The organism is Anabaena sp. CCY 9910 (genome assembly GCF_963920875.1).
Lineage (GTDB): Bacteria > Cyanobacteriota > Cyanobacteriia > Cyanobacteriales > Nostocaceae > Trichormus > Trichormus variabilis.
Genome location: NZ_CAWUDJ010000017.1, coordinates 53,683 through 76,251, shown reverse-complemented (window position 1 = coordinate 76,251; position 22,569 = coordinate 53,683). Strand labels below are relative to the sequence as shown.

General features: G+C 40.8%; 14 protein-coding genes. 7 read left to right on the top strand and 7 right to left on the bottom strand.

The genetic code is table 11. The features are described 5' to 3' along the window. Positions 1-9: 9 nt before the first annotated feature. Positions 10-1,050 (bottom strand): NAD(P)/FAD-dependent oxidoreductase, encoded by a 1,041-nt coding sequence (locus ACM5QX_RS14640; protein WP_414754187.1) that lies wholly within the window; start codon positions 1,048-1,050, stop codon positions 10-12. 154 nt (positions 1,051-1,204) lie between these two features. Between ACM5QX_RS14640 and ACM5QX_RS14635 the strand changes: the two genes are divergently transcribed. Both ACM5QX_RS14635 and ACM5QX_RS14630 read left to right on the top strand, forming a co-directional pair. Then, complete coding sequence (locus tag ACM5QX_RS14635) at positions 1,205-2,047, top strand: YaaW family protein (RefSeq protein ID WP_011320310.1); 843 nt, start codon at positions 1,205-1,207, stop codon at positions 2,045-2,047. A 267-nt stretch (positions 2,048-2,314) separates the two neighbouring features. Next, positions 2,315-3,631 carry an O-antigen ligase family protein gene (locus ACM5QX_RS14630; RefSeq protein WP_414754186.1) on the top strand — a complete coding sequence of 439 codons (1,317 nt, stop codon included), beginning with the start codon at positions 2,315-2,317 and terminating at the stop codon, positions 3,629-3,631. A gap of 359 nt (positions 3,632-3,990) precedes the next feature. Here ACM5QX_RS14630 and ACM5QX_RS14625 read toward each other — a convergent pair whose 3' ends face one another. Then, entirely contained in the window at positions 3,991-10,044 is a 6,054-nt protein-coding gene (locus ACM5QX_RS14625) for an AAA family ATPase (RefSeq protein ID WP_414754185.1), read from the bottom strand. Positions 10,045-10,452: 408 nt separating this feature from the next. Between ACM5QX_RS14625 and ACM5QX_RS14620 the strand changes: the two genes are divergently transcribed. The 3 genes from ACM5QX_RS14620 (at position 10,453) to ACM5QX_RS14610 (ending at position 12,710) form a co-directional block, all read left to right on the top strand. Continuing rightward, positions 10,453-11,307 (top strand): mechanosensitive ion channel family protein, encoded by an 855-nt coding sequence (locus ACM5QX_RS14620; RefSeq protein ID WP_414754184.1) that lies wholly within the window; start codon positions 10,453-10,455, stop codon positions 11,305-11,307. 297 nt (positions 11,308-11,604) lie between these two features. Further along, a complete protein-coding gene (locus ACM5QX_RS14615; protein ID WP_414754183.1) occupies positions 11,605-12,465 on the top strand; it encodes a mechanosensitive ion channel family protein in 861 nt (286 codons plus the stop codon). Between the two features lie 44 nt (positions 12,466-12,509). Further along, positions 12,510-12,710 carry a hypothetical protein gene (locus tag ACM5QX_RS14610; protein ID WP_414754182.1) on the top strand — a complete coding sequence of 67 codons (201 nt, stop codon included), beginning with the start codon at positions 12,510-12,512 and terminating at the stop codon, positions 12,708-12,710. A gap of 312 nt (positions 12,711-13,022) precedes the next feature. On the opposite strand, the gene uvrA is transcribed toward ACM5QX_RS14610, so the two are convergent. Further along, positions 13,023-15,920, bottom strand: a complete 2,898-nt coding sequence (uvrA, locus tag ACM5QX_RS14605) for an excinuclease ABC subunit UvrA (protein WP_414754181.1) — start codon at positions 15,918-15,920, stop codon at positions 13,023-13,025. A gap of 190 nt (positions 15,921-16,110) precedes the next feature. On the opposite strand from uvrA, the gene ACM5QX_RS14600 reads away from it, so the two are divergent. Further along, positions 16,111-16,248, top strand: a complete 138-nt coding sequence (locus tag ACM5QX_RS14600; RefSeq protein WP_414754180.1) for a hypothetical protein — start codon at positions 16,111-16,113, stop codon at positions 16,246-16,248. 162 nt (positions 16,249-16,410) lie between these two features. Here the strand turns inward: ACM5QX_RS14600 and ACM5QX_RS14595 are convergent, their stop codons facing one another. Next, complete coding sequence (locus ACM5QX_RS14595; RefSeq protein WP_414754179.1) at positions 16,411-17,223, bottom strand: HAD family hydrolase; 813 nt, start codon at positions 17,221-17,223, stop codon at positions 16,411-16,413. A 310-nt stretch (positions 17,224-17,533) separates the two neighbouring features. On the opposite strand from ACM5QX_RS14595, the gene ACM5QX_RS14590 reads away from it, so the two are divergent. Further along, positions 17,534-18,334, top strand: a complete 801-nt coding sequence (locus ACM5QX_RS14590) for a hypothetical protein (RefSeq protein WP_414754178.1) — start codon at positions 17,534-17,536, stop codon at positions 18,332-18,334. Positions 18,335-18,350: 16 nt separating this feature from the next. Here the strand turns inward: ACM5QX_RS14590 and ACM5QX_RS14585 are convergent, their stop codons facing one another. The 3 genes from ACM5QX_RS14585 to ACM5QX_RS14575 form a co-directional block, all read right to left on the bottom strand. After that, complete coding sequence (locus ACM5QX_RS14585) at positions 18,351-19,085, bottom strand: DevA family ABC transporter ATP-binding protein (protein WP_190567347.1); 735 nt, start codon at positions 19,083-19,085, stop codon at positions 18,351-18,353. Between the two features lie 127 nt (positions 19,086-19,212). Continuing rightward, positions 19,213-20,370: an ABC transporter permease DevC gene (devC, locus tag ACM5QX_RS14580; protein ID WP_414754177.1), complete on the bottom strand. Its 1,158-nt coding sequence runs from the start codon at positions 20,368-20,370 to the stop codon at positions 19,213-19,215. A gap of 40 nt (positions 20,371-20,410) precedes the next feature. Continuing rightward, complete coding sequence (locus ACM5QX_RS14575; RefSeq protein WP_414754176.1) at positions 20,411-21,835, bottom strand: HlyD family efflux transporter periplasmic adaptor subunit; 1,425 nt, start codon at positions 21,833-21,835, stop codon at positions 20,411-20,413. Positions 21,836-22,569 lie beyond the last annotated feature (734 nt).

Below are 22,569 nucleotides of genomic sequence, written 5' to 3'. Positions count from 1 at the left end.
ATGGAAATATTAGGTAAAAACTTTGAGAAAGTTCACATCAGGTAGAATTAGCTGGTTTAAATAATTGTTAATTTCCACAGATGCGGCCAGTCCAGAGAGCATAGCACCTTCAGCAAGATTGCCACCACACCAATCACCACAGCAAACTAAAGGGAGTTTAGCTTGAGCTACTAAAACTTGATTGTGCCAAACAATATGAGGAAAGGCATACCGCCAACGATGTACTTGTAACCACTCTGGAATACCCAACCAAGGGAGTTCTAGCGTTTGGGCTGCATGGTGTAACATCTGCTGTCCTATGGGTTGTAAATCTGAAGACTCTAAATGAAGTTGGGCAAAATTGGCGCTACTTTGTAAAACAAATACTGGTTGTTGGGGTTGATGACGCTTACTGCTATCTAAACCCATCCACCCCAAAACAGCATCATCGATAAAGTTGAAAGCTTTCCAGTTTGGTAGTGGATGAGATGAAGAGGGATATCCAACGATCGCACTAATACAGGGAGCAAATTCTACAGCACTCAAATTTGTCAAAAATTCTTGACCCAAAACACCTGCGCCCAAGGGTGTCAACAACATCGCAGCCTGGGGTGCAGGAATAGCAATAACTAAAGCCTTAGCTGTTAATTCTTCGTTACTGGATTCTAAAGTTAAACGCCAGGTGTTTTCAGGTGTTAAGTTAATTTCTGTAACACGCTGATTGAGCAAAATATTTAAATTTTGGGCGAGAAATTTAGCGATCGCACTCATTCCCCCAGGGGCAACATAACGGGGTGCGGCGTTGGGTTGGAGTTCGTAAACTTCATCTGTCCAGATTTCTAGGATATGGCGATCGCGCAATAACTTGATAAAATCCGTGAATAATTCACCCTTGGGCTTTAAATAACAGGCTCCATGATCTGCCCAAGTTCCGTGCAAGCGCCGTGTAGCCAATCGTCCCCCCAAACCACGGGACTTTTCCACAACTAACACCGAATACCCAGCCTGACTTAATTGCTGGGCGCAAACCAAGCCAGCGATACCTGCACCGATAATTACAATGTCATTCATATTTTTAGGGATTGAGGATTGGGAAGAAATGCAAGAAAGAAGTATTATCTGTTGACTATGGACTAATGACTCAGCACTCCCCAATACTAATTTCTGCTGAAAGCTAATAGTAGAATAGGGTACAGGAAAGCTGCATGGAAGGGAGGAAGGGAAATTGGATGAACTGAGGGCGGCGCTGGAGTTAGCAACGGATGAAGAATTGCAGGATTTAACAGCAATTCTGTTTAGTCGTAAGTTCAATCCCCTAGATTATGTTCAGACACCTGAACCAATCGAAATTCAAAGCCAAAATAGAGAAGCTTGGCTAGATTCGCTAGAAAATCGCTTTCGATTTTTAGCCGCCGATGGAGTGACAGTGTTACGAGGACGGACAAGCCAAGTAACTTACCGTCAAGCATTAATTCAAGTCTGTAAGTATTTAAAAATTCCTTACTCTCAAGATTTAACAACAATTGATTTAGAAGCGGAAGTATTTTTACATCTGCTGGGACAAGTTTGGAAAAAATTACCAGAAAAAGAAAAACAAAAATTGGCTATGCAGGTACAACGTCAGCTTGTGAAAACAGAGGTAAAAGAACCTTTACCTTTGTTATTGCAAAGTGACCCCTTGGGCTTGCTGTTAAAAGGTGGTAGTGCTTTAGCTGTCACATCACTAGTTAAACCGTTTGTACTCCAACAAATTGCCCGTCAATTTGCTATCCATTTTGCTACCTATCAAGTGGCTAAAGATGCTTTAGTTAAAGGTTCTCAAGCAGCGACAACGCAGTTTCAAAGCTACGTTACATTGCAAATGGCGCGTCAGGGTATGACTGTGAGTGCAGCCCGTTATGGAGCAGTCCGCACTATGTTTGCCTTTGTTGGCCCGGTAATGTGGGCGTGGTTTTTCGCCGATTTAGGCTGGAGAAGCATTGCTACAAACTACGGCCGGATCATCCCCACTATTTTTGCCTTGGCCCAAATTCGTCTGACCCGTGCTGAATGTTGGGAATTGGCTTGAAGATAGGGACTGGGGATTGGGGATTGGGGACTGGGATGAAATCAATTCAAAATTCAAAATACCCTACGGGAAGCAAGCTACAAAATTCAAAATTTCCTACGTGTACTCTAAAGGAGAACTCGTTCGCTTTAGCGTCTCCGGAGGAGAAGAGTAGGCTGCGCCAACAAAATTCAAAATTCAATTTCTTCCCTTTGTCCCTGCTCCCTGACCTTCTTCAATCCCCTTTCTCATGCGCTGATTGTGTGATTATTAACCTGGGTTTCTAGTTTGAAGATAGCTTTTTATCATCCCAAACCTAACTGCCAATTTCCTTGGAATTGCTTTCAATTAGGACTGTTAATCTTTCCCCTCACTCCCTTTGTGGGATTTGTGAGCATGATGCTAGCGGTGTTAGTAACCTGGGTACGCCAATACCGCAGTATTATCCGCCGTCCTATCAACTGGGGATTTGCACTGCTGAGTTTTTTGCTGTTTATTTCCGCCTGCTTTGCCAATGACAAAACAGCCGCTTTTGTAGGGTTGTTTAATTTACTGCCATTCTTTTTGTTATTTACAGGTTTAGGTTTCCTGATTCAGACAACTGCTCAATTACGGCACATAGCTTGGATTTTAGTTTTTGGTTCTGTACCAGTCGTAGTTATGGGCTTTGGGCAGTTATTTTTCGGCTGGAACCTGCAAATACAAGTTTTGTGGATTTTATTAGATTGGACGATCGCACCTGGAGGTAGTCCACCAGGACGCATGGCTGCTCTATTTATGCACGCCAATATCTTTGCAGCTTATTTAGCGATCGCCTTCACACTAGGTATAGGATTACTCTTAGAACAACGGCAAGCAAGGCACAGGGCGCAAGGAGAATATAATTCCCTAGCTTTGATTATTTTCCTAACACTCTCAGTAATTGCCGACTTTGCCGCGTTGATTTTAACTAATTCCCGTAATGGGTGGGCGATCGCCATTATTGCTTGTTTAGCTTTTGCACTTTATCAAGGTTGGCGCTTACTAGTCGGTGGCGTTGCTGCTGTCGTCACCACAGTCTTACTGTCAGCTTTTGCACCTCCCCCTATCGCTCAAGTTTTGCGCCAGATTGTTCCTGCTTTCTTTTGGGCGAGATTAAACGACCAGATGTATCCAGATAGACCACTGGCCTTGATGCGAAAAACTCAATGGCAATTTGCTTGGTCTTTGACTCAGCAACGTCCTTGGACAGGGTGGGGACTGCGTAATTTTACAGACCTTTACAAAGCTCAGATGAACATTGATTTGGGACATCCCCATAATTTGTTTTTGATGTTCTCTGCTGAAACTGGATTACCTAGTACTTTTTTATTTTTTGGATTGCTTAGTTGGATATTGTTTGCAGGTTCGCAAAGTTTATGGAAATCCAACAATATAAATCAGCAAGATAAATTGATATTTTTCAGCTATCTTGTTGTTTTTGGAGAGTGGCTATTATTCAATACAGTGGATGTAACTCTCTTTGATTTTAGGCTGAATACTCTCTCTTGGGTAGTGATGGCTGCTATTGCTGGAAATATATATTATTACAATCAACACCAAAAATTTGTTAAAGAGGACAATTGATATTCAGTTTCCTTGAATACTGATTGTATCTGTGGAAATGGGGAATTTCTGATAGAAAAGAAACTGTACGTATTATCCATTACCCATTACCTCCGTTGAAGTTGATTAGCAACTAACCTTACTATTAGTAAATGTAATGATAATTTTATTGATAGTAGAAATAAATTTTCAGTGGTTACACTGCGGCTTTTATAATTAGTAGTGAATAAGATAATTATATTCACGTTTGTGACTGTGAGTGTGGCTAATCACTAACTAGCCACTGTTGCTGATTGTTGGGAAGGTGTAGGGATAACTATTAAAAGTTTTCCCTGCATGACGGGCATCTATTTTAGATGCCCTTTTGTCTTTTTATCTTATCAATATTTATTGGCTCTTTCTGCTGTTATGGGCAAAATAATCACAAATTCAGTGCCTTGACCTAGTTGAGAATTGACATCGATTGTTCCACCATGCTTTTCTACAACAATTTGACGAGCGATCGCTAGTCCTAATCCTGTACCTTTTTCTACGCCTTTGGTCGTAAATAAATGCTCAAATATATTTTGCTTTAACTCTTCACTCATGCCGATACCATTATCAGCAATAGAAATTTTGACGTGGTTATTTACTTGGGTGGTACGAATGATAATGCGGTTAGTATTCGCTGCAATTTCTGCATAACTCAAATTATTATTTGCGTCTTCTAAAGCATCAATAGCATTGGCTAAGATATTCATAAAGACCTGGTTCAATTGTCCGGGAAAGCATTCAATGTGGGGTAAATTACCGTACTTAGTTATTACCTCAATAGCTGGACGTTTGTCGTTAGATTTCAATCGATGTTTCAAGATTAAAATGGTACTATCGATACCTTTATGAATGTTAAAAGGTATTTTGTAATCTTTATCTGCCCGTGAAAAAGTGCGAAGACTGGTGCTGATATTTTTGAGGCGATCGCACGCCATCACCATCGCCTCAATTAACTTGGGTAAGTCTTCTAAAGTGTAATCTAAATCGATTTGTGCGGCATGATGGAGAATTTTATCTCCAGGATGGGGCAGACTTTCTTGATATAGTTTTAAATGCTCCACAATATCAGCAAAGGTGGGTTGAGTATGTTGCAGACTGACGGCAATAAAGCCCAAAGGATTATTCATTTCATGGGCTACCCCTGCAACTAAATTACCCAATGCAGACATTTTTTCATTCTGCACTAACTGAAGTTGGGTTTGCTGGAGATGTTGCAGCGTGTGTTCTAGTTGGGTGGCTTGTTTTTGCGTTTGGATTAATAAGTCTGTTTGCTTGAGGGCAATACCCATTTGCGCGCCGACTTGCTGGGCAAACTGCATTTCTAAAGGTTCCCATTGACGAGGGCGATCGCATTGGTGAATACAAAGTAGTCCCCACAGTTCTTCTTCCTGCATAATTGGCACTACCAATGATGCTCTAACATGGAACTGTGCCAAAATTTGCCGATGACAATCTAAAACCTCCGATGATTGTACATCGGTTATTGCACAGATGCGTCCCTGTTTATAGAGGTTGGCATAGTTTTCGCCAAAGCAGTGATCTTGAACTTTGACTGCGAGAGCGGAAGGAAATGCAGGTGATACATCTTCGGCGACAAACTCGCCATATTCATAATTTACATCTAGGTGAAACTGATAGATTCCCACCCGATCAACATCGAGAATACGACGAATATTTTGGGTAACTACGCAGAAAATAGCATTCAAGTCTAAAGACTGGCGCATCTGATTAACAACATCAAACAAGATTTTCTGTTGTTTGAGGGATTGTTTCAGCTGTTGAGCTGTTGTTTGAGATTCTTGATAAAGACGAGCTTTTTCTAGAGAGACTGCGGCTTGGGCAGATAAGAGGCGGATCACTTCCAAGCGATCGCTAGTAAATACTCCCCTTGTTAGTCTATTTTCTAAATAGAGAATCCCCACTAAATGCCCCTGATTCATCATTGGCGTACAAAATACGCTCTGGGGTTGATTTTGTAACATATATTCCCCAATCAGTCCGGGAATATCTGTTTGTAGATTATCTATGACAACGGTTTGTTGGGTATTTTTGACATAGTAAATAATGTTTTTGGGGATATCTTCACAAGTTTCTAATGGTTGTGATTCCAGAATAGTTTGGGTAGACTCGGAAGAATTTGGTTGGAGGTTGCTCAAAGTCATGGCTTTGATTTGCCAAATATCTTCCTGGGGAAGCAGCAGTGCAGATTTTTTTGCCCCAGAGTTTTCTAAAATAATCTGGGTGAGATTGGTGATGAGTTCGTCTAATTCTAAGGAAGTGGAAATAACTTGAGCAGCCTTTAAAATAGAGGCAAAATCTAGGGTGTCGGAGATACTAGTACTGCCTACTGCGGAAATGAGGGTAGATGAAGATGTGCCAGAAACAGCTATAGTTTCTTGGGAGTTAAATTTAAACTGTCGTTCTTGCAAAATGGGTTGGAGCAGTTGGGGATAGCGTTTTTCTAAGTCGTTAGTTTTGGCTTTAGCACCCCAACGGGCATAGCAATAGTAAGCCTCCTGCATATAAACTGCGGCAACTTTTTCTTTTTCCCAATCCAGATAAAACTTTGCGGCAAGTTCATTGGCTAGGGCTTCGTCTCGGAGGTATTTATTTTCTCTTGCACCTTTAATTGCCATCTCATACAATTCTATGGCCTCAGTTTTCTGCTCCAGCAGACGATGTATTTCTGCTGTCACCAATTGCCATTTATGTAGGTAATTCATCGGCGCATGGTTCGCCCATTTGTCCAGAATGGCTTGATTTTCTCGGATTCGTTGCCATTGACTATCACTGTCGGCTGGTGATGAGTGAAGTTCAGCCAGTGCTATTAAGGAATCGTAGAAGTAAAAAATTGGTTCGGCTACACTCCCTACACAGCCAGTTAAATACTGTCTGGCTGTTTCTGCATCTTGTTTGGCGCGAGGATCTGCTAGCAGAAAATTCAGCACCAAGCGATACAGGTAAAACTGGAATAATCGCCACAAATCGTTAGCAGCTAGTGCTTCAGCGACAATTTTCTCTCCATAGGCATCTTGGCGTAATGAAATCTCATCAGCTGATTTTCCTAGTAAAGTCAATGCTGATTCCCAATAAACGAAACAATGATTTGCACTTGTCACCAAATTAAATTCGAGTAACTGCTGGTAATAAGTAGAAATTTGGGATGCAAATTCGCTCAAAGATTCACCACTCCAGTAAGCGTTCATCCCAAAATTCTGCACGTTGTAGCCAAAAAATTCCCAATTACCTGTTTCTAATCCTGCAATACATCCTTCTTGGATAATTGGTAGTGTGTCTTGCAGATGAGCTGTGCAGTGATAAAAATATCCTCCCAAAACAATGAAAGTAGCGGCGCGAACGTTTTTCGCCTCTGGCTCGGAGGCTAGCTGGTAAGCTATTTGTCCCAACTGTTGCGCCAACGCCATATCTTGCCATGTTGTACTCAGTTGGAAGGCATAACTCACGTAACCATGAGCAGAAAACAGACTGTTACCAAATTGCACAGAAAGTTTCACCTGTAGAGGAACAATCAACAGATACAACAGTGAACCTGTCATGTAACAAGCGGGGATGAGGCTGCTGGAAATTTGCATGATGGCAAGTTTTTCCGGATCTGTCATCTTCGGCAGATTGATAAATTCCTCTAGGTGGCGATCGCCAATTAATCTGTTAATTTCTTCTCTAGCCTGCTGTACATCCTCTGGAGTGGGATGATCAGGCAAGCTGACTCCTAGTTCTTGCAGGAGGGATGTACCTGTGGCGATCGCTTCTAACAACTCATTGCGGGAGGTGAGAGCTTGGATTTTGACTTGGTAAACTTGCACCCGATCCAAAGGGCATTTGGCATGATTAACCACCGTCTCAATTAACTGGTTCATCTGCTCAACATCCCCACACAATAAGGCAATCTCCGCCGCTAATTCATGGATGGCGAGAGTCAATTGATATTGTCGCTGCCAAGCAGTTTCACCTAAAAGTATGATGCTTGTGTCAGCGTATTCACGACTGGCTTGATAAGCTGTTGCAGCTCTGGCTTTTTGTGCCGCATTCAGGTTGAGTTGGGCGAGTTCATCCCGTTGGCTTTGTTGTGTAATCAGTGTAATGCCGTAGTTTAACTGATTAACTATTTCAAAGATATGCTCCTCTCTCGCTGCGGGGGAGATTTTTTGTAGTAGTAATTGTCCTATGTTGTGATGAGCGATCGCCCGTTCAGCTTCTGGAATCAAACAATAGGCAGCTTGTTGCACCCTGTCATGAAGAAACTTATATGTAACAATCTCCGTAGTTTGTGCATGATCTATTTCCTGCTCTTGCCCAACAAAAAACTTATAAACTTCACTTTGGGGTATAATCAAACCTTCTTCTAATGCCTTCCATAAACAAGCCGCCGTTTTCGTGGGCGATGATTCCCAAACAATTGCTAAAGTTTCTAAATCAAATTGATTGCCAATACAAGCTGCTAACTGCAATATTTCTTGAGTTGCTCGTGGCAGTCTTTGTAATTGAAATGCCATAAAGGCAACCACATCATCTGTCAAAGCTTGGTGATTAATTTGGGCAATATCACACTGCCAACAGCCTAAATCGCCGTTAAATTGAATTAGATTATCGTGGTATAGTGCCTTAAGAAATTGTGTAGTAAAAAAAGGATTACCCTGAGTTTTTTGAAATACTAATAAAGCCAAAGACTGGGCTATTTCCTCCGAGCATTTCAGTGTTTCCGCCACTAATGTATTCACCTGCAATTGATTTAATGGTGCTAAATCAATCTTCTTGATGGTGCAATTATCTTTGCCAATTTCATTCACCGTTAACATTAACGGATGTGCTGGATTCACTTCGTTATCCCGATATGCACCAATTAAAAGCAGATAACCTGTGTCATTCATTAACAACTGGATTAATTTCAATGAACCAGAATCAGCCCATTGCAAATCATCAAGAAAAATTACTAGTGGATGTTCAGCACTAGTAAACACTTGAGTGAATTTTTTAAATAATAAATTAAATCTATTTTGTAAAGCCGTACCTGATAGTTTTGGTGCTGGTGGTTGCTTACCAATAATTCGTTCCAACTCTGGTATGACTTCGATAATTACCTGTCCATTGTCACCTACAGCTTCTAGTATCTTGCCTCGCCATCGCTGAATTTGAGTATCACTTTCTGTAAGTAATTGCCCCATTAAATTACGGAAAGCTTGCACAAATGCTGAGAAGGGAAGATTCCGTTGAAATTGGTCGAATTTACCCTGAATAAAATAGCCCCGTTGACGAACAATAGGTTTATGAACTTCGTTGATTACCGCCGTTTTACCAATTCCAGAAAAACCAGCTACTAGCATCAATTCTGTAGCACCAAGACTCACTCTAGTAAAGGCTGCTAGTAAAGTTTCTATTTCTGCTTCTCGACCATAGAGTTTGTCAGGAATAAGAAAGCGATCGCATACATCCCGACTACCAATTGTAAAGTATTCGACTTTACCAGTTTCTTGTAATTCTGCTAGACATTTTTCTAAATCATATTTTAAACCCAAGGCATTTTGATAACGGTCTTCGGCATTTTTTGCCATTAACTTCATCACGATCTCACCAACAACTTGGGGAATGGTTTCCCCATTTGGCAATTTTGCGGTTTGTACTCCGTTGGAGAACCCGTTCCCATAGTCTTCCTTAGGGAAGGAAGAGGGTAGTTTGAATTGGTCTGGTTGTTTAGCAATATGACAATGAACCAACTCCATTGGATCATCAGTAGTAAATGGTAATTGTCCAGTGAGTAATTCAAAAAGTGAGACACCCAAAGAATAAAAATCACTACGATAATCAATTCCTCGGTTCATTCTTCCAGTCTGTTCTGGTGATAAATAGGCAAGAGTTCCTTCTAAAATATTAGGACTAATAATACTTTGGGTTTCTCTAGGAAGTAGGGAGGCGATACTAAAATCGATTAATTTAACCTGTTTAGTTTCTGGGTTAATCAGAATATTTGCAGGTTTGATATCCTTATGAATTATCCTTTGTTGGTAAAGATGATGCAGAATATCTGCTAGTTGAATGGTAATGGTCAAAATTTCAGTTAAAGAAAGCGATTGCTGCTGAGCATAATCTCGTAAAGAAATGCCACCAAAATCTTCCATCACCATTGCATAACTATTGCGGTATGCTTCCAAGCTATATAAATTGACAATGCCGGGAATCTTTAAGTTTTTAGCGATCGCATACTGGTTGCGAAACTGTAACAGTTCACTAAAGGTAGGATACTCGCGCTTGAGCAGTTTGATCACCACGGGTTGCTGATCTACTTCTCTTACTGCCCGATAAACAACTGTTTTTGAGCCATGATAAATTTCTTCTAATACAAAATAACCAGGAATTGCGATCGCCAAATCTACATATGTATTCATCTTGACTGACTCCACGCGGATATCAATTTTTCTGAGGACTTATGTGTGAAAACTAATAATCAGCCTTCGGACGAGGGAGGATTATAAAGGAGTAGTCAGCGCTCGGCTTGGCAAATTTGTAGTCACCTTCACAATGCTCCCAAGTGAAGAGTTTCATGGTACAAGACCTTGTCTATGAGCCAGTATGCCCATATTTATGTACAGTTATCCAGCTTCATGTATCAACATTTTTCTCCATAGAGCTTATTTCTCTAGCTGAAGATAGATGATGAGTTTTCTACTCTGTGAAACGTAACAGACGTTTTCAATCATGCTTATTGATGCCAAAGATTAAAAAAAAGTATCCATAGACAGTTTTTACGGAATTTCTAGTATCTTTTTTGATAAACACTAAAATAAGAAGAAATTATGAATTTCCCACAAATTGGACAGGTAGCCCTTGCACTGTTAACTCAATTTGGGCTGAAAGTTGTAGGGGCGATCGCACTATGGATTGTTGCTCAAAAGCTGATTGAGTTTGCCATCAAGCTAGTGCGTCGTGGTTTACGCACCCAGAATATTGAGCCAACACTCATTAACTACCTACTGAATATTGTTTCTGTCACATTGAGAATTGTGCTGATTGTGGCAATTCTCGGTTTCTTTGGCATTGAAACTACGTCCTTTGCGGCATTGTTAGCAGCCGCAGGTGTGGCTATTGGTGCAGCTTGGGGTGGATTATTGGCGAACTTTGCCGCAGGTGCATTTTTAATTATTTTTCGTCCATTCAAGGTTGGCGACTTTATCACAGCCGCAGGGATAACCGGTACAGTCTCAGAAATCGGCCTGTTCACCACAGATATCACGACTCCTGACAATGTGTTGACAATAGTCGCCAATAACAAAATATTCGCTGATAATATCCAGAATTTCTCAGCTAATCCCTTCCGTCGCGTTGACTTACTGGCGCAACTTCATCATGATGTTGATCATAATCAAGCGATCGCTCTTTTAAAAGCTAGAATTAGTCAAATTCCCAATGTGGTAGAAAACCCTGCACCAGATGTAGAAATTCTTACCTTTAATCTAGCAGGCCCTGTATTAGCAGTACGTCCCTATTGCAATAACGACCATTACTGGCAAGTTTATTTTGATACCAATAAAGCCATACGCGAAACATTTGGTGAAGCAGGTTATCCCATCCCTGAACAACGCTATGGTTTTAGTATGCCACCCGAAAATGGTACTAGTTCTGTCATTCCCTCATCGGCATTATCTTCATAAGGTAATTACTGAGTTTTAAGTACTTTATTTTTCCTCAAGCAGAATAAGGATTAACTACAAGGTAGGTCATTCTCTGGCTTACCTTTTTTTGTGTTTATATTCCCTTATTTCTCGTGTTTCAGCATTCATTATTAATACTTTTTCCGGGTAAAAAATAAAACCTAACTTAAGAAAGAGGTTAAGCCATCAACTAATTCTCACTATTATGGCAAGCTGTAAAAATTTAATAACTTTTAGTCAGCATATAGCGTTAAATTACCGTTCTTTTCAAAAAGCATCAAAAATAGATAAATTCTTATGAATGTAGCTGAAATTAGTCAAGTTGCTCTAGCTCTTTTAACACAGTTTGGACTGAGAGTTTTAGGAGCGATCGCTCTTTGGATTATTGCTCAATGGTTGATTGATTTTGGCTTAAAACTACTGCGCCGTGCTTTTCGCAATAAACACGTTGAGCCTACACTAGTTAACTATATTGTGAATATAGTTAATGTAATTCTGAAAATTGTTTTAATCGTAGCAATTCTTGGGTTTTTCGGCATAGAAACTACTTCTTTTGCAGCATTACTAGCGGCAGCTGGTATAGCCATTGGTGCGGCTTGGAGTGGTCTGTTGGCAAACTTCGCGGCTGGTGCATTTTTAATTATTTTTCGCCCATTTATGGTTGGTGATACTATTCAAGCAGCAGGAGTTACAGGAACAGTAGAAGAAATTGGACTGTTTACCACAACTATCAATACACTCGATAATGTAAAGACAATTATTGGTAATAATAAAATATTTGCTGATAATATCCAGAATTTTTCTGCCAATCCTTACCGTCGTGTTGACTTGCAAGCACAACTGCATCACGCAGTTGATCCTACGGATGCAATTAGGCGTTTAAAAGAGAGAATTAGCCAAATTCCTCATGTATTAAATAATCCTGCACCAGATGTAGAAATATTGGAATTCAATTTAGCAGGGCCAGTATTAGCAGTGCGTCCTTATTGCCATAATGAAAATTACTGGCAAGTTTATTTTGATACGAATAAAACCATCAGGGAGACTTTTGGTCAAGCTGGTTATCCAATTCCCGAACAACGCTATATGTTTAGCGGACAGTCACCAGATGGAACATCAGCTAATACTATCCAACGAACCTCCTTAGAAAGAGGCTAGAACTTAGATATGCGATAATAAAGACATATCTCAATTTACTAGATATGTCTTCTTTTTATTGCGCTAGTTGTGCAGTTGTCCTAAACCAACAACAGATGCAAAATACTTCTCATCAAAACCAAGGTGAGGATACTCCTATTGACCACAGCAAAAGTGTGGGTAAAACTTATACTGTGGTGGAGAATGGTAGAGTTGTAGTGAAAACATTACAACCGCAAAGTGATGAGACTGCTGATGATGCTTAGTCTTATCTCATCCTATTTTGAATAATGCACGTCATCAGTCGTAAAAAGCTTAGAGGATTTTGTCAAGCGCACACTGATTATTGTGAAGCGTTTGATGATTTCTATATATAGCGGTTCTCATTGTAGTGAGGTACAAGCAAGAATAATTAACAGCAGATGTAGCTTGTTTCCCTCAAGACAAAAAATTATCCAAAATGTAGGGTGCGTCAGTGCGATATAACTTAACTATAATCAGAAATGATTCATACTGACGCACCCTACCAAACCGTCAATTTCTGATAATTTATTTATTCGTGTTTACCCACATTTATACTAAATTATCACCGCAGGATACTGTTTTAACACCTGCTGTAAATATTGCCCAGTATAAGACCTAGTATTTTTAGCAACCTCCTCTGGTGTACCGACCGCAATGATTTCTCCCCCTTTGTCGCCACCTTCTGGTCCTAAATCAATCACCCAATCAGCACAACGAATTACATCTAAGTTGTGTTCAATTACCAAAATCGAATTACCTTTATCGACCAATCTTTGCAACACATCTAGTAATTTGTGGACATCATAAAAAGATAATCCTGTGGTGGGTTCATCGATTAAATAAAGTGTCTTACCTGTAGCGCGGCGAGATAATTCTGTGGCTAATTTTACCCTTTGCGCTTCACCACCAGATAAGGTAGTTGCAGGCTGTCCTAGTTGAACATAGCCTAATCCAACATCAACTAAAGTTTGCAACCTTGTAGCAGCTTTGGGGATGTTTTGGAAGAAATCTAAACTCTCCTCAACAGTCATGTTGAGAACGTCAGAAATAGATTTATCTTTATATTTCACTTGCAACGTTTCGCGGTTGTATCTTGCACCTTTGCAAATTTCACACTGCACGTAAACATCAGGAAGAAAGTTCATCTCAATGACATTTACACCCTGTCCGCTACAGGCTTCACAACGTCCACCTTTAACATTGAAAGAAAATTGTCCGGGTTTGTAACCTCTGGCTTTTGCTTCTACTGTTTGTGAAAATACGTCCCGAATTACGTCAAAAACCCCTGTGTAAGTTGCGGGGTTAGAACGTGGTGTGCGTCCGATGGGTGATTGGTCGATGACGATCGCTTTATCTACTGCACTTAAACCCTGAATTTTCTCTAACTCTTTTGGTAAAGGAACTTTTTTAGTTAGATGATGTTGTAGTGATGGGTAAAGTAATTCATTAATTAATGTCGATTTACCAGAACCGGAAACACCCGTGACAGCAACTAATTTACCTAAAGGAATTTCTACATCGATATTTCTTAAATTATTGCGATAGGCATTTTTAATGGTTAAACTGCGACCATTTCCTTCACGGCGTTCTCCTGGTGTATTAATGACCTTACGTCCTGATAAATATGCACCAGTAAGAGACTCTTCTGCTGTTAATAAAGCTTGCAAATCCCCTTGAGAAATAATATTACCGCCGTGGATACCTGCACCTGGCCCAATATCAACTAGGTAGTCGGCAGCACGGATTGTTTCTTCGTCGTGTTCAACTACAATTAAGGTATTACCTAAATCTCTTAATTTAGTTAAAGTTTTGAGTAATCTTGCGTTATCTCTTTGGTGTAAACCAATGCTTGGTTCATCTAAAACGTAGAGAACACCTGTTAAGCCAGAGCCAATTTGTGTAGCGAGGCGAATGCGTTGGGCTTCACCACCAGAAAGGGTCATGGCGGCACGATCTAGGGTGAGGTAATCTAAGCCGACATCTAACAAAAATTGCAATCTAGCTTTAACTTCTCGCAAGACTAAATCAGCAATTTGCATCTGCCGATCGCTTAATTTTAATTGTTCTGTTCTCTCTCGACAATCCCGAATCGAAACTCCAGTTAAATCTAAAATATTATATTGTCCCAACTTCACTGCCAAGGCTTCTGGTTTTAACCGTTTGCCGTGACAAACTTCGCATGGTTGGTCAATTAAATACTGCTCTAATTTCTGCTTAATTAATTCGGAACCGCCTTCATATTGGCGTTGCAAAATTGGCAATACACCTTTAAAACTTGGTGTTTTAGGATTATCTTTACCTTCCTGCTTTTCCCCATACAAAATAATTTGTTGTTGCTCTGGGGTTAACTTATTCCACTGGATTTGTAACTCAAAATTGTGAGTTTGTCCTAAGCTATATAGTAGTTCCAGGTAATAGGAATTTTCTTTTTCTGACCAAGGAGCGATCGCCGCATATACTGGAGCTTCAGGGTCAGGTACGACTAATTCTGGCGAAAATCTGCGTAAAGTGCCAAGGCCGTGACAGTTGGGACAAGCGCCATAGGGGGAGTTAAAGGAGAACAAGCGGGGTGATAACTCCTCCATAACTGCGCCATGTTCAGGACAAGCAAAGTTTTCCGAAAATACTAATTCTTCATCGTCAGTTGTCTCTTGTCCATCGTCCGTTGTTGATGAATTACTGATCAATATGTTGGCAATACCACCAGCTTGTTTGAGACACGTAGACAAAGAATCTACCAAACGTTCTTGAATACCGTCTTTTTTTACCAGTCGGTCAATGACAACCTCAATGATATGAGTAATATTTTTATCTAATTCAATCGAGTCGGAAAGTTCGCGGACTTCGCCATCAACCCGCACCCGAACAAAGCCTTGGGAAGCCAAACTAGATAATAATTTGCGGTGAGTTCCTTTCTTACCCCTAACCACAGGCGCGAGAATTTGAAACCGAGTTTTGTCCGGTAGTTCCATAATCCTATCAACCATCTCATCAATGGTTTGGGGTGCAATACAGCGATCGCATATGGGACAATGGGGTTCACCAGCCCGACCAAACAACAGTCGCAAATAGTCGTAAATTTCTGTCACCGTTCCCACAGTAGAACGGGGGTTGTGGGATGTAGATTTTTGGTCAATGGAAATCGCCGGGCTTAAACCTTCGATGGCTTCCACATCCGGTTTATCTAATTGTCCTAAAAATTGTCTGGCGTAAGCACTGAGGGATTCCACATACCGCCGTTGACCTTCCGCGAAGATGGTATCAAACGCCAAGGAAGACTTACCTGAACCTGATACACCAGTAAACACGATTAGGCGATCGCGTGGCAATTCCAAGTCAATATTCTTCAGATTATGCTGTCGCGCACCCCGAATTCTAATGGTATTCTGGCTGTTGTGATTGGCGTAGGGAAGATGTCCATTCAGGGATGCGGCTAGCTTATTATCTGACATATCGACAGGGTGATAAAGTGAGGCAGCGTGAAACAGTTTTTAATAATACTATTTTTACTATGGTTATAGTAGAACAATCGTACTGTTTTAAGTAGATATTTCCCAATATTTATGGGATTGACGGTATGAGACTTTTTGCTGGGGAAGGGTATGAGGGCGTAATGGTAGGCAAGGATAGTGCTGTACCCTAATGGTCGCAAAATTGCCCAAACTAGCTGGTTATCTGTCGAATAAGTATCATCCCTTGCTCAAGAATAATTGCTTCATCTTCACCGAAACAACGGTCTTAGCACCTGATACAGAAGAACTACCACTATCGGCACAATAATCGGGATTAACACTATCAGTCCCCATTTATCAAAGCGAAGTTTTTGACCTTCCGACTTCACAACAGCAATTAGACCAACTGCGCCTATGAGTATCCAAATACAGCCGAAAGCTATAAAAATGGTAAATGCTGAGTCTTGCATAATTTGGTAATTGGTAATCCTTAGTTGCCCTTCCTCAAAATATAACTAGATAACTCACAAAATCCTTCCCCCTCAGCCGCAGTGGTGACGTAACCGGGTTGATGCTGCAACTGGTCTGCATATTTCAACACATTCGCCACACCGACAGAAAGGGGGAAATAACGCTGATTAAATAAACTTTCATCGTTAGGGCTATCACCAACTGTTACAACCTGTGTAGGTGAATAATCGGGAAAATATTTTTGCAAAACTTGCAATAAGGCGATCGCTTTTTCTTGTCCTTGTGGTTTGATATGACACTGGACGTTGCTGTAAGTAAATCCCCAACCCATATCTTGACAGAGATTACCCATAATTTTTAGTTCCTCTAAAGTCAGGCCAGCTACATCAAATGTCCAATCGGTAAGGCGAAAGCGATTATCCCCTGATTCTTCAATTTGGGGAAATTTCAGTTTTAATTCTTGAAAAACCAAAGCTAAGTTCTGTCTATGTTCAGTTACATCGGCAATGGGTGTTAATAGTAAGGGATGCTCACTTTTCGCAGGATAGAACAAACCCCCATTTTCCCCTATAGCCCCCGCAACTGGCATTAAGCTACTAATTCCACTCACCCAACCGGCTGAACGTCCGGTGACAATCAGTACTGTCAACCCCCCAGCCTTTAAATCTTCTAGGGTTTGCAACAAAGCCGCAGAAAATCTTCCTTGCTGAGTCAGAGTACCATCCATATCTGTGGCAATGAGGCGGACATGGCTCAATTCAGCCACAGTATTTTGGGAAATTCTTTGCAGATTTGGAGAATGCCCAGCACCAACATGGGGATTTATGTACATATGCGGTTTGAGAGAAGCTGTAAAAAATACCAATAATACAGCAATTTACAGCTTATTCTTGAAACCCCTCTCCATAGCTTGCTACTCTACGAGTTCTCCGCAGGAGTACCCGCAGGGTACCTCTCTCCTGCAACTGTAGAGACGTTGTATACAACGTCTCTACTTTAAATCTTGCTCCCCTTCCCTTGTAGGGAAGGGGTTGGGGGTTAGGTTTGAGACAAAGTTGCACAAGGCGTAATAATACAGCAATTTACAAGCCAAAATTTGGGCATCCTAACACTAAGTAGTCAAACTTTTCCGTTTACTCACTATGGTAACTTCAATACTCCTTGCCCAATCCCCACCGCCAAAAACAAAAAAAGTAATCCAGCAAAAACCAGCAGCCGAGTCTCAAATCTCACCTGTTTTGCTGGCTACCTCTGGAGGATTACTTTTAGCGGTGATTGCTTTAGTGGTTTATGGTAGGCTCCAGATGACGCAACTGGAGAAAAAACTGAAGTTTGAAAAATTTCGTGCTAAAGAACTAGAGAAAAAATTTAAACTGGCTCTCGAAACGATTCGTAAAATGGAAACCAATCCCGACTTGGTGAACTCGCGGGACTTTAACCTTGATTATCTGCGGATGCGGATGTCAGAAGAGGTATTCCATTTTGCCATTCTCAATCAAGTAAAAATTAGAATTAAAGATAAAATATCTCAAGCTTTGCGTCCCAATCAATCGCAACAAGGGACTGTGGGTATTGCCAACACCACTGGACGACAAGTTGATGAAACCTTTGATGTGGAATATGAAACTGGTACTCCCCCAAACACAGCTAAACGAGTACTATTTCGTATCCAAATTCGCTTAATGAAGTTACCAACACAGGCAACTTCTACGACTATTAGCCAAATTATTGACTGTATTGAAACTTATCTCAGTCCAATGGATGATGAAGATACATGGCAACCAACTATTCAAGGTCGGATTGCTCATATGCACTGGGATCAAAAGGCTAAACCAACGCCCTTATTAGTGTTAGAGCAATCGAATGATGGTGTAAATGTAACTTTCCGTACCAGCCGTCAAGCAAACGCCTCCACACCACAGAAGCAGCCTGGCGTTAAATGAATGCTAAATTGATAACTTAAGGGGTTTCACTCCAAGCGCCGGCATCATAGCTGACGATCGCTGTTTGGGAATCACGAGCTAATATACCATCTTCCATTTCCACGATGCGATCGGCGATGTCGAGAATGCGGTTATCGTGGGTAACTAACAAGATGGAAGTACCTTGGTCTTTAGCGAGACGCTGCATAATTTCCACGACATCACGTCCCGATTGTTTATCTAGGGCGGCGGTTGGTTCGTCTGCTAGTACCAAGGGCGGATTATTGACTAGGGCGCGGGCGATCGCTACTCTTTGTTTTTGTCCCCCAGAAAGATTGTCTGGGTAGTAATCAACGCGGTTTTCTAGACCTACAGCTTTCAGCATAGCTTCTGCTTTGGCGATCGCTTCTTCTTGGGAAATATGCTCGTTTAATTCCACCGCCATCTGCACATTTTGCCTTGCAGTTAAAAACCCCAGCAAGTTGTGAGCCTGAAATATATAACCAATACTACGGCGAATCTGCACCAGTTTATTCTGGCTAGCACCTGATAACTCAACACCTAAAAATTGCAGATTTCCCTCCTGTACCGACCGCAAACCACCAATCAAGCTGAGTAATGTAGTTTTACCTGAACCTGATGGCCCGGTCATAATCACAATTTCCCCAGGGTAAATCTCTAGGTTTATATCAAATAAAATCTGCCTTTTGAGAGCGCCTTTACCATAGTAATGATTGAGGCTTTTAATGGCAATTACAGCTTCTTGTCTCATGATATTTGGGTTAGCTAATTTATAATTTAAAATTCAAAATTCAAAATTATAATATAAATTTTTTAGTACTGGAGTTATAAAATTTGGTATTGAAATATTTTTCATGATTAATTTTTAATTTACACTTCTAGAAAATATCTGCTGGGTCGGCAGAACGTAGTTTACGTACAGCAATTGAGCCGGAAACAAAACACATAATCATTGTGAGAATCAGCACTGTAATAGCGCGATCATAGCTCATGAATACAGGCAACAATGTAGCTTGTCTAGCAGTTTGATATAGAACCATAGCAAAAACCCACCCAGGTAAATAACCTAAGCAAGCTAATAGTAATGCTTCTTGTAAAATTACACCTAATAGATATTTTTGGGTATATCCTATTGCTTTTAAGGTAGCGTATTCAGATAAATGATCAGCAACTTCTGTATAAAGAATTTGATAAACAATTACCGTACCAACAATAAAACCCATGATTGTCCCTAAGGTAAAAATAAAGCCAATAGCTGTACTACTTGCCCAATAATGACGCTCAAAATCAATGAATTCTTGTTTAGTTAATACGTTAATATCATCAGGTAAATAACTGCGTAATTCTTGAACGGCAGTATTTGGATTTACCCCTGGTTTTAATCTAATTAAACCAATATCAATTAAGCCTTGCCGACGGAGAGGAAATAACCGCAAAAAGTTAACATCGCTAGTAACTAAATTACCATCTGCACCAAAAGATGCGCCCAAAGTAAAAAGACCAACAACATTGATGCGTCTACGGCGTACTTCAGCCGAAATACTCTGTCCTTGCTCAAAATTTTTGGCGATCGGCCCATATTCTGGTCTAGAAGAACGGTCGAATAAAACAGCATCAGGTAATTTGAGCTTATCTAAATTCTCTGGTACTCCTGCTAAATTAAATATATTAGTTTCTGGATTAATTCCAAAAACCAAAATACTACGAGTTAGACCAGTATAGGGATTTTTCCAAATTGAGTAATCTAAATAAATAGGATGTACTGATTGGACTGATGGTAGCTCTAAAGACTTATACAAGCGCCGTTGTGAAAAGGGTTTCATTGCTAATACGGCGTTGGATTGTTTATTAATTAAAACAATGTCGCCTTGCAAACTTGAATGTAAGCGAACGTTACTATAATAAAGAGCATCGCGGAAACCGATTTGCATAAACATGAGAATATCCGCAAAGGCGATTCCCGCAAGCGCAACGGCTAGGCGAGTTTTTTCTCGCGTTAATTGTAACCAAGATAGAGGGATTCTTTTACGATTCATTCCCGTAATTATTTGGATTTTCTCATCAACGGAAAATTGATTATTTATTAATGTCAACCACTACCTTGGCGTAGGTTAAACCAGAAACTTTTTGACTATCTTCTGGTGATAAGGCAATTTTGACTTCAACAACTCTGGCATCAACATCAGCTGCTGGATCTGTATTTAAGACATCTTTTTTGCCAATTTTTCTGCCAATTTCGGTGACTGTTCCTCGGATTTCGCCACTAAAGGCTCCGTTATCGCTGCTGGCTGTGACATTTTGGCCTATGCGTACCCGACCAATACCGTCTTCAGGAACCTCAGCAATAATCATCATTTGCTCGGTTTCTCCCATTTCGGCGATACCGTCGGCGGTGATGGCTTCTCCTGACTTGCTATAAATTTTTAAGATTTCTCCCGCCGAGGGTGCTTGAATGTAGCTTAATTTTAATTCGGCTTCGGCTTTTCTGACGTTGGCGATCGCATTACTCACTTGAGCTTGAGCCATCTGTACATCAGTAGGACTCACTTCCACCAATCTTTTCAGCCTGGCTTTTTCTTCGTCAATTTGTCTTTGTAATGTCGCTACGGTTTTGTCACGGGTAACTCTCGCTTCGATGAGTTGCTGTTGCAAACTGGCTAGAGTTTTCATCTGATTAGCTCTAGCCTCAGCAACTTGCTGTCTGAGAGTGGCTAGCGCCTGTCTCAAGGTGGCTTGACTTTCAATTACCTGTTGATTAGCAGTAGTCGCCGTTAATCGCCTTCTATCTCGCTCTTGCTGGGAAATAGCACCTTCCCGATAGAGAAAATCGTAGCGCCCCGCATCCACTTGAGCGTTACGCTGCTCGGCTCTAATGCGGTTCAGAGTGGCTCTTAAACTGTCTTGCTGTCCTACGAGTTCTGCTTCTAAGCGGTTAACTAATGCTTGTTGCGCTACTTTTTCCGCACTTAATTGGGATGCAATACGCGTAATAGTTGCTTGTTGAGCATCTCTTTCACCAACTAACTGCGCCTGTAAGCGAGCAATTACGGCGGTTTGCGCTTGAATATCCCTGGGAGAACCAACCCGGACTTGAGCCAAGTTAGCGCGAGATTCCAGTAATTTGGCCTTCGCTTCTTCCACGGCTGCAAGTTGGGTATCGTGATTATCCAAAATTGCTATGATTTGACCCTTCCTAACACGTTCTCCCTCTTTCACAAAGAGTTGTTTAACTCGCGACGCTGATTGCATTCCTCCCACGGGAGCCGAAAGTTTAATTACTTCCCCTTGCGGTTCTAAACGTCCCACAGCACTAACACTTGTAACGACTGGTTTAACAGGTACGGATGGGCCTAGCCTTTTTAATTGCTCAAATTTAGCTGTAGCTAGTAACCCCGCAGCCACGGCTACTGGTAGGGCTACAGCAAGACCCCACCAAATCTTAGGTTGTTCTAGATCAAGTGGCTGCTCTCTTGACCTACGTTCTTCCGTCACCCTTGACATGGTTTTTTGTCCGTTTATCTGAATTTTGCTGATGAAATTAATACCAACTTAAAATTCAAAATTCAAAATTCAAAATTCTAGATATCTATTAGAGTTTATCAATTTGAATATGTTATTGAACTTTGGGAAATTGGTATCACAAGAAGTTAGGAGGTAGAAGCAAATAAAAGTTTTTCTGTTAAACTTTGTAGTCTTTGCCGATTAAATATTTTTACACTAAAATGTAATAGTTTCTCAAGAAAGACAACATCGGCTTGACGTTAAGTATTAACTAAATTTGAATACCTGATAAATATTTATTGCGCTTTGCGTGTCAGTTGTCAGTTGTCAGTTGTTGAAAGGATCTGGTCTAATACCCTAACCCCTAGTGGGTGGTTTTTACATATCTTTGCCACTGACTGCTGACCCTTACGGGTTCGGCAGTTGCTACAAGTCGGGGAACCCGCCCAACGCACTGCCTCACCACTGACAAAACTCTATCCCCTTGTGGGTAGAGTTTTTATCTCAGTAGCTTTTTTAAATAGAAATGGTATTCCGCCCACCGTAGGGAACACCAATTCACGCAAATCTTGAAACATATCTAAACCTAGAAACCATTGCCCAATCTAGATTTCTTAATTTTGAATTGGTATAACTCCTGAATTTAGTCAGTATGAGTATGCAGATAGATTTCATTATGGCAAATCTTTTAAAGATTTTCTGCAACTTAGATGACTTTATTTGTTTTTTTGAAG

Bases quoted from the DNA above. Each gene is read 5' to 3' on its own strand.
- ACM5QX_RS14585 (WP_190567347.1), bottom strand. From the start codon at position 19,085: ATGAGACAAGAAGCTGTAATTGCCATTAAAAGCCTCAATCATTACTAT.
- ACM5QX_RS14610 (WP_414754182.1), top strand. From the start codon at position 12,510: ATGTCTTCTTTTTATTGCGCTAGTTGTGCAGTTGTCCTAAACCAACAA.
- uvrA (WP_414754181.1), bottom strand. From the start codon at position 15,920: ATGTCAGATAATAAGCTAGCCGCATCCCTGAATGGACATCTTCCCTAC.
- ACM5QX_RS14620 (WP_414754184.1), top strand. From the start codon at position 10,453: ATGAATTTCCCACAAATTGGACAGGTAGCCCTTGCACTGTTAACTCAA.
- ACM5QX_RS14575 (WP_414754176.1), bottom strand. From the start codon at position 21,835: ATGTCAAGGGTGACGGAAGAACGTAGGTCAAGAGAGCAGCCACTTGAT.
- devC (WP_414754177.1), bottom strand. From the start codon at position 20,370: ATGAATCGTAAAAGAATCCCTCTATCTTGGTTACAATTAACGCGAGAA.
- ACM5QX_RS14600 (WP_414754180.1), top strand. From the start codon at position 16,111: ATGGTCGCAAAATTGCCCAAACTAGCTGGTTATCTGTCGAATAAGTAT.
- ACM5QX_RS14595 (WP_414754179.1), bottom strand. From the start codon at position 17,223: ATGTACATAAATCCCCATGTTGGTGCTGGGCATTCTCCAAATCTGCAA.
- ACM5QX_RS14625 (WP_414754185.1), bottom strand. From the start codon at position 10,044: ATGAATACATATGTAGATTTGGCGATCGCAATTCCTGGTTATTTTGTA.
- ACM5QX_RS14640 (WP_414754187.1), bottom strand. From the start codon at position 1,050: ATGAATGACATTGTAATTATCGGTGCAGGTATCGCTGGCTTGGTTTGC.
- ACM5QX_RS14590 (WP_414754178.1), top strand. From the start codon at position 17,534: ATGGTAACTTCAATACTCCTTGCCCAATCCCCACCGCCAAAAACAAAA.
- ACM5QX_RS14615 (WP_414754183.1), top strand. From the start codon at position 11,605: ATGAATGTAGCTGAAATTAGTCAAGTTGCTCTAGCTCTTTTAACACAG.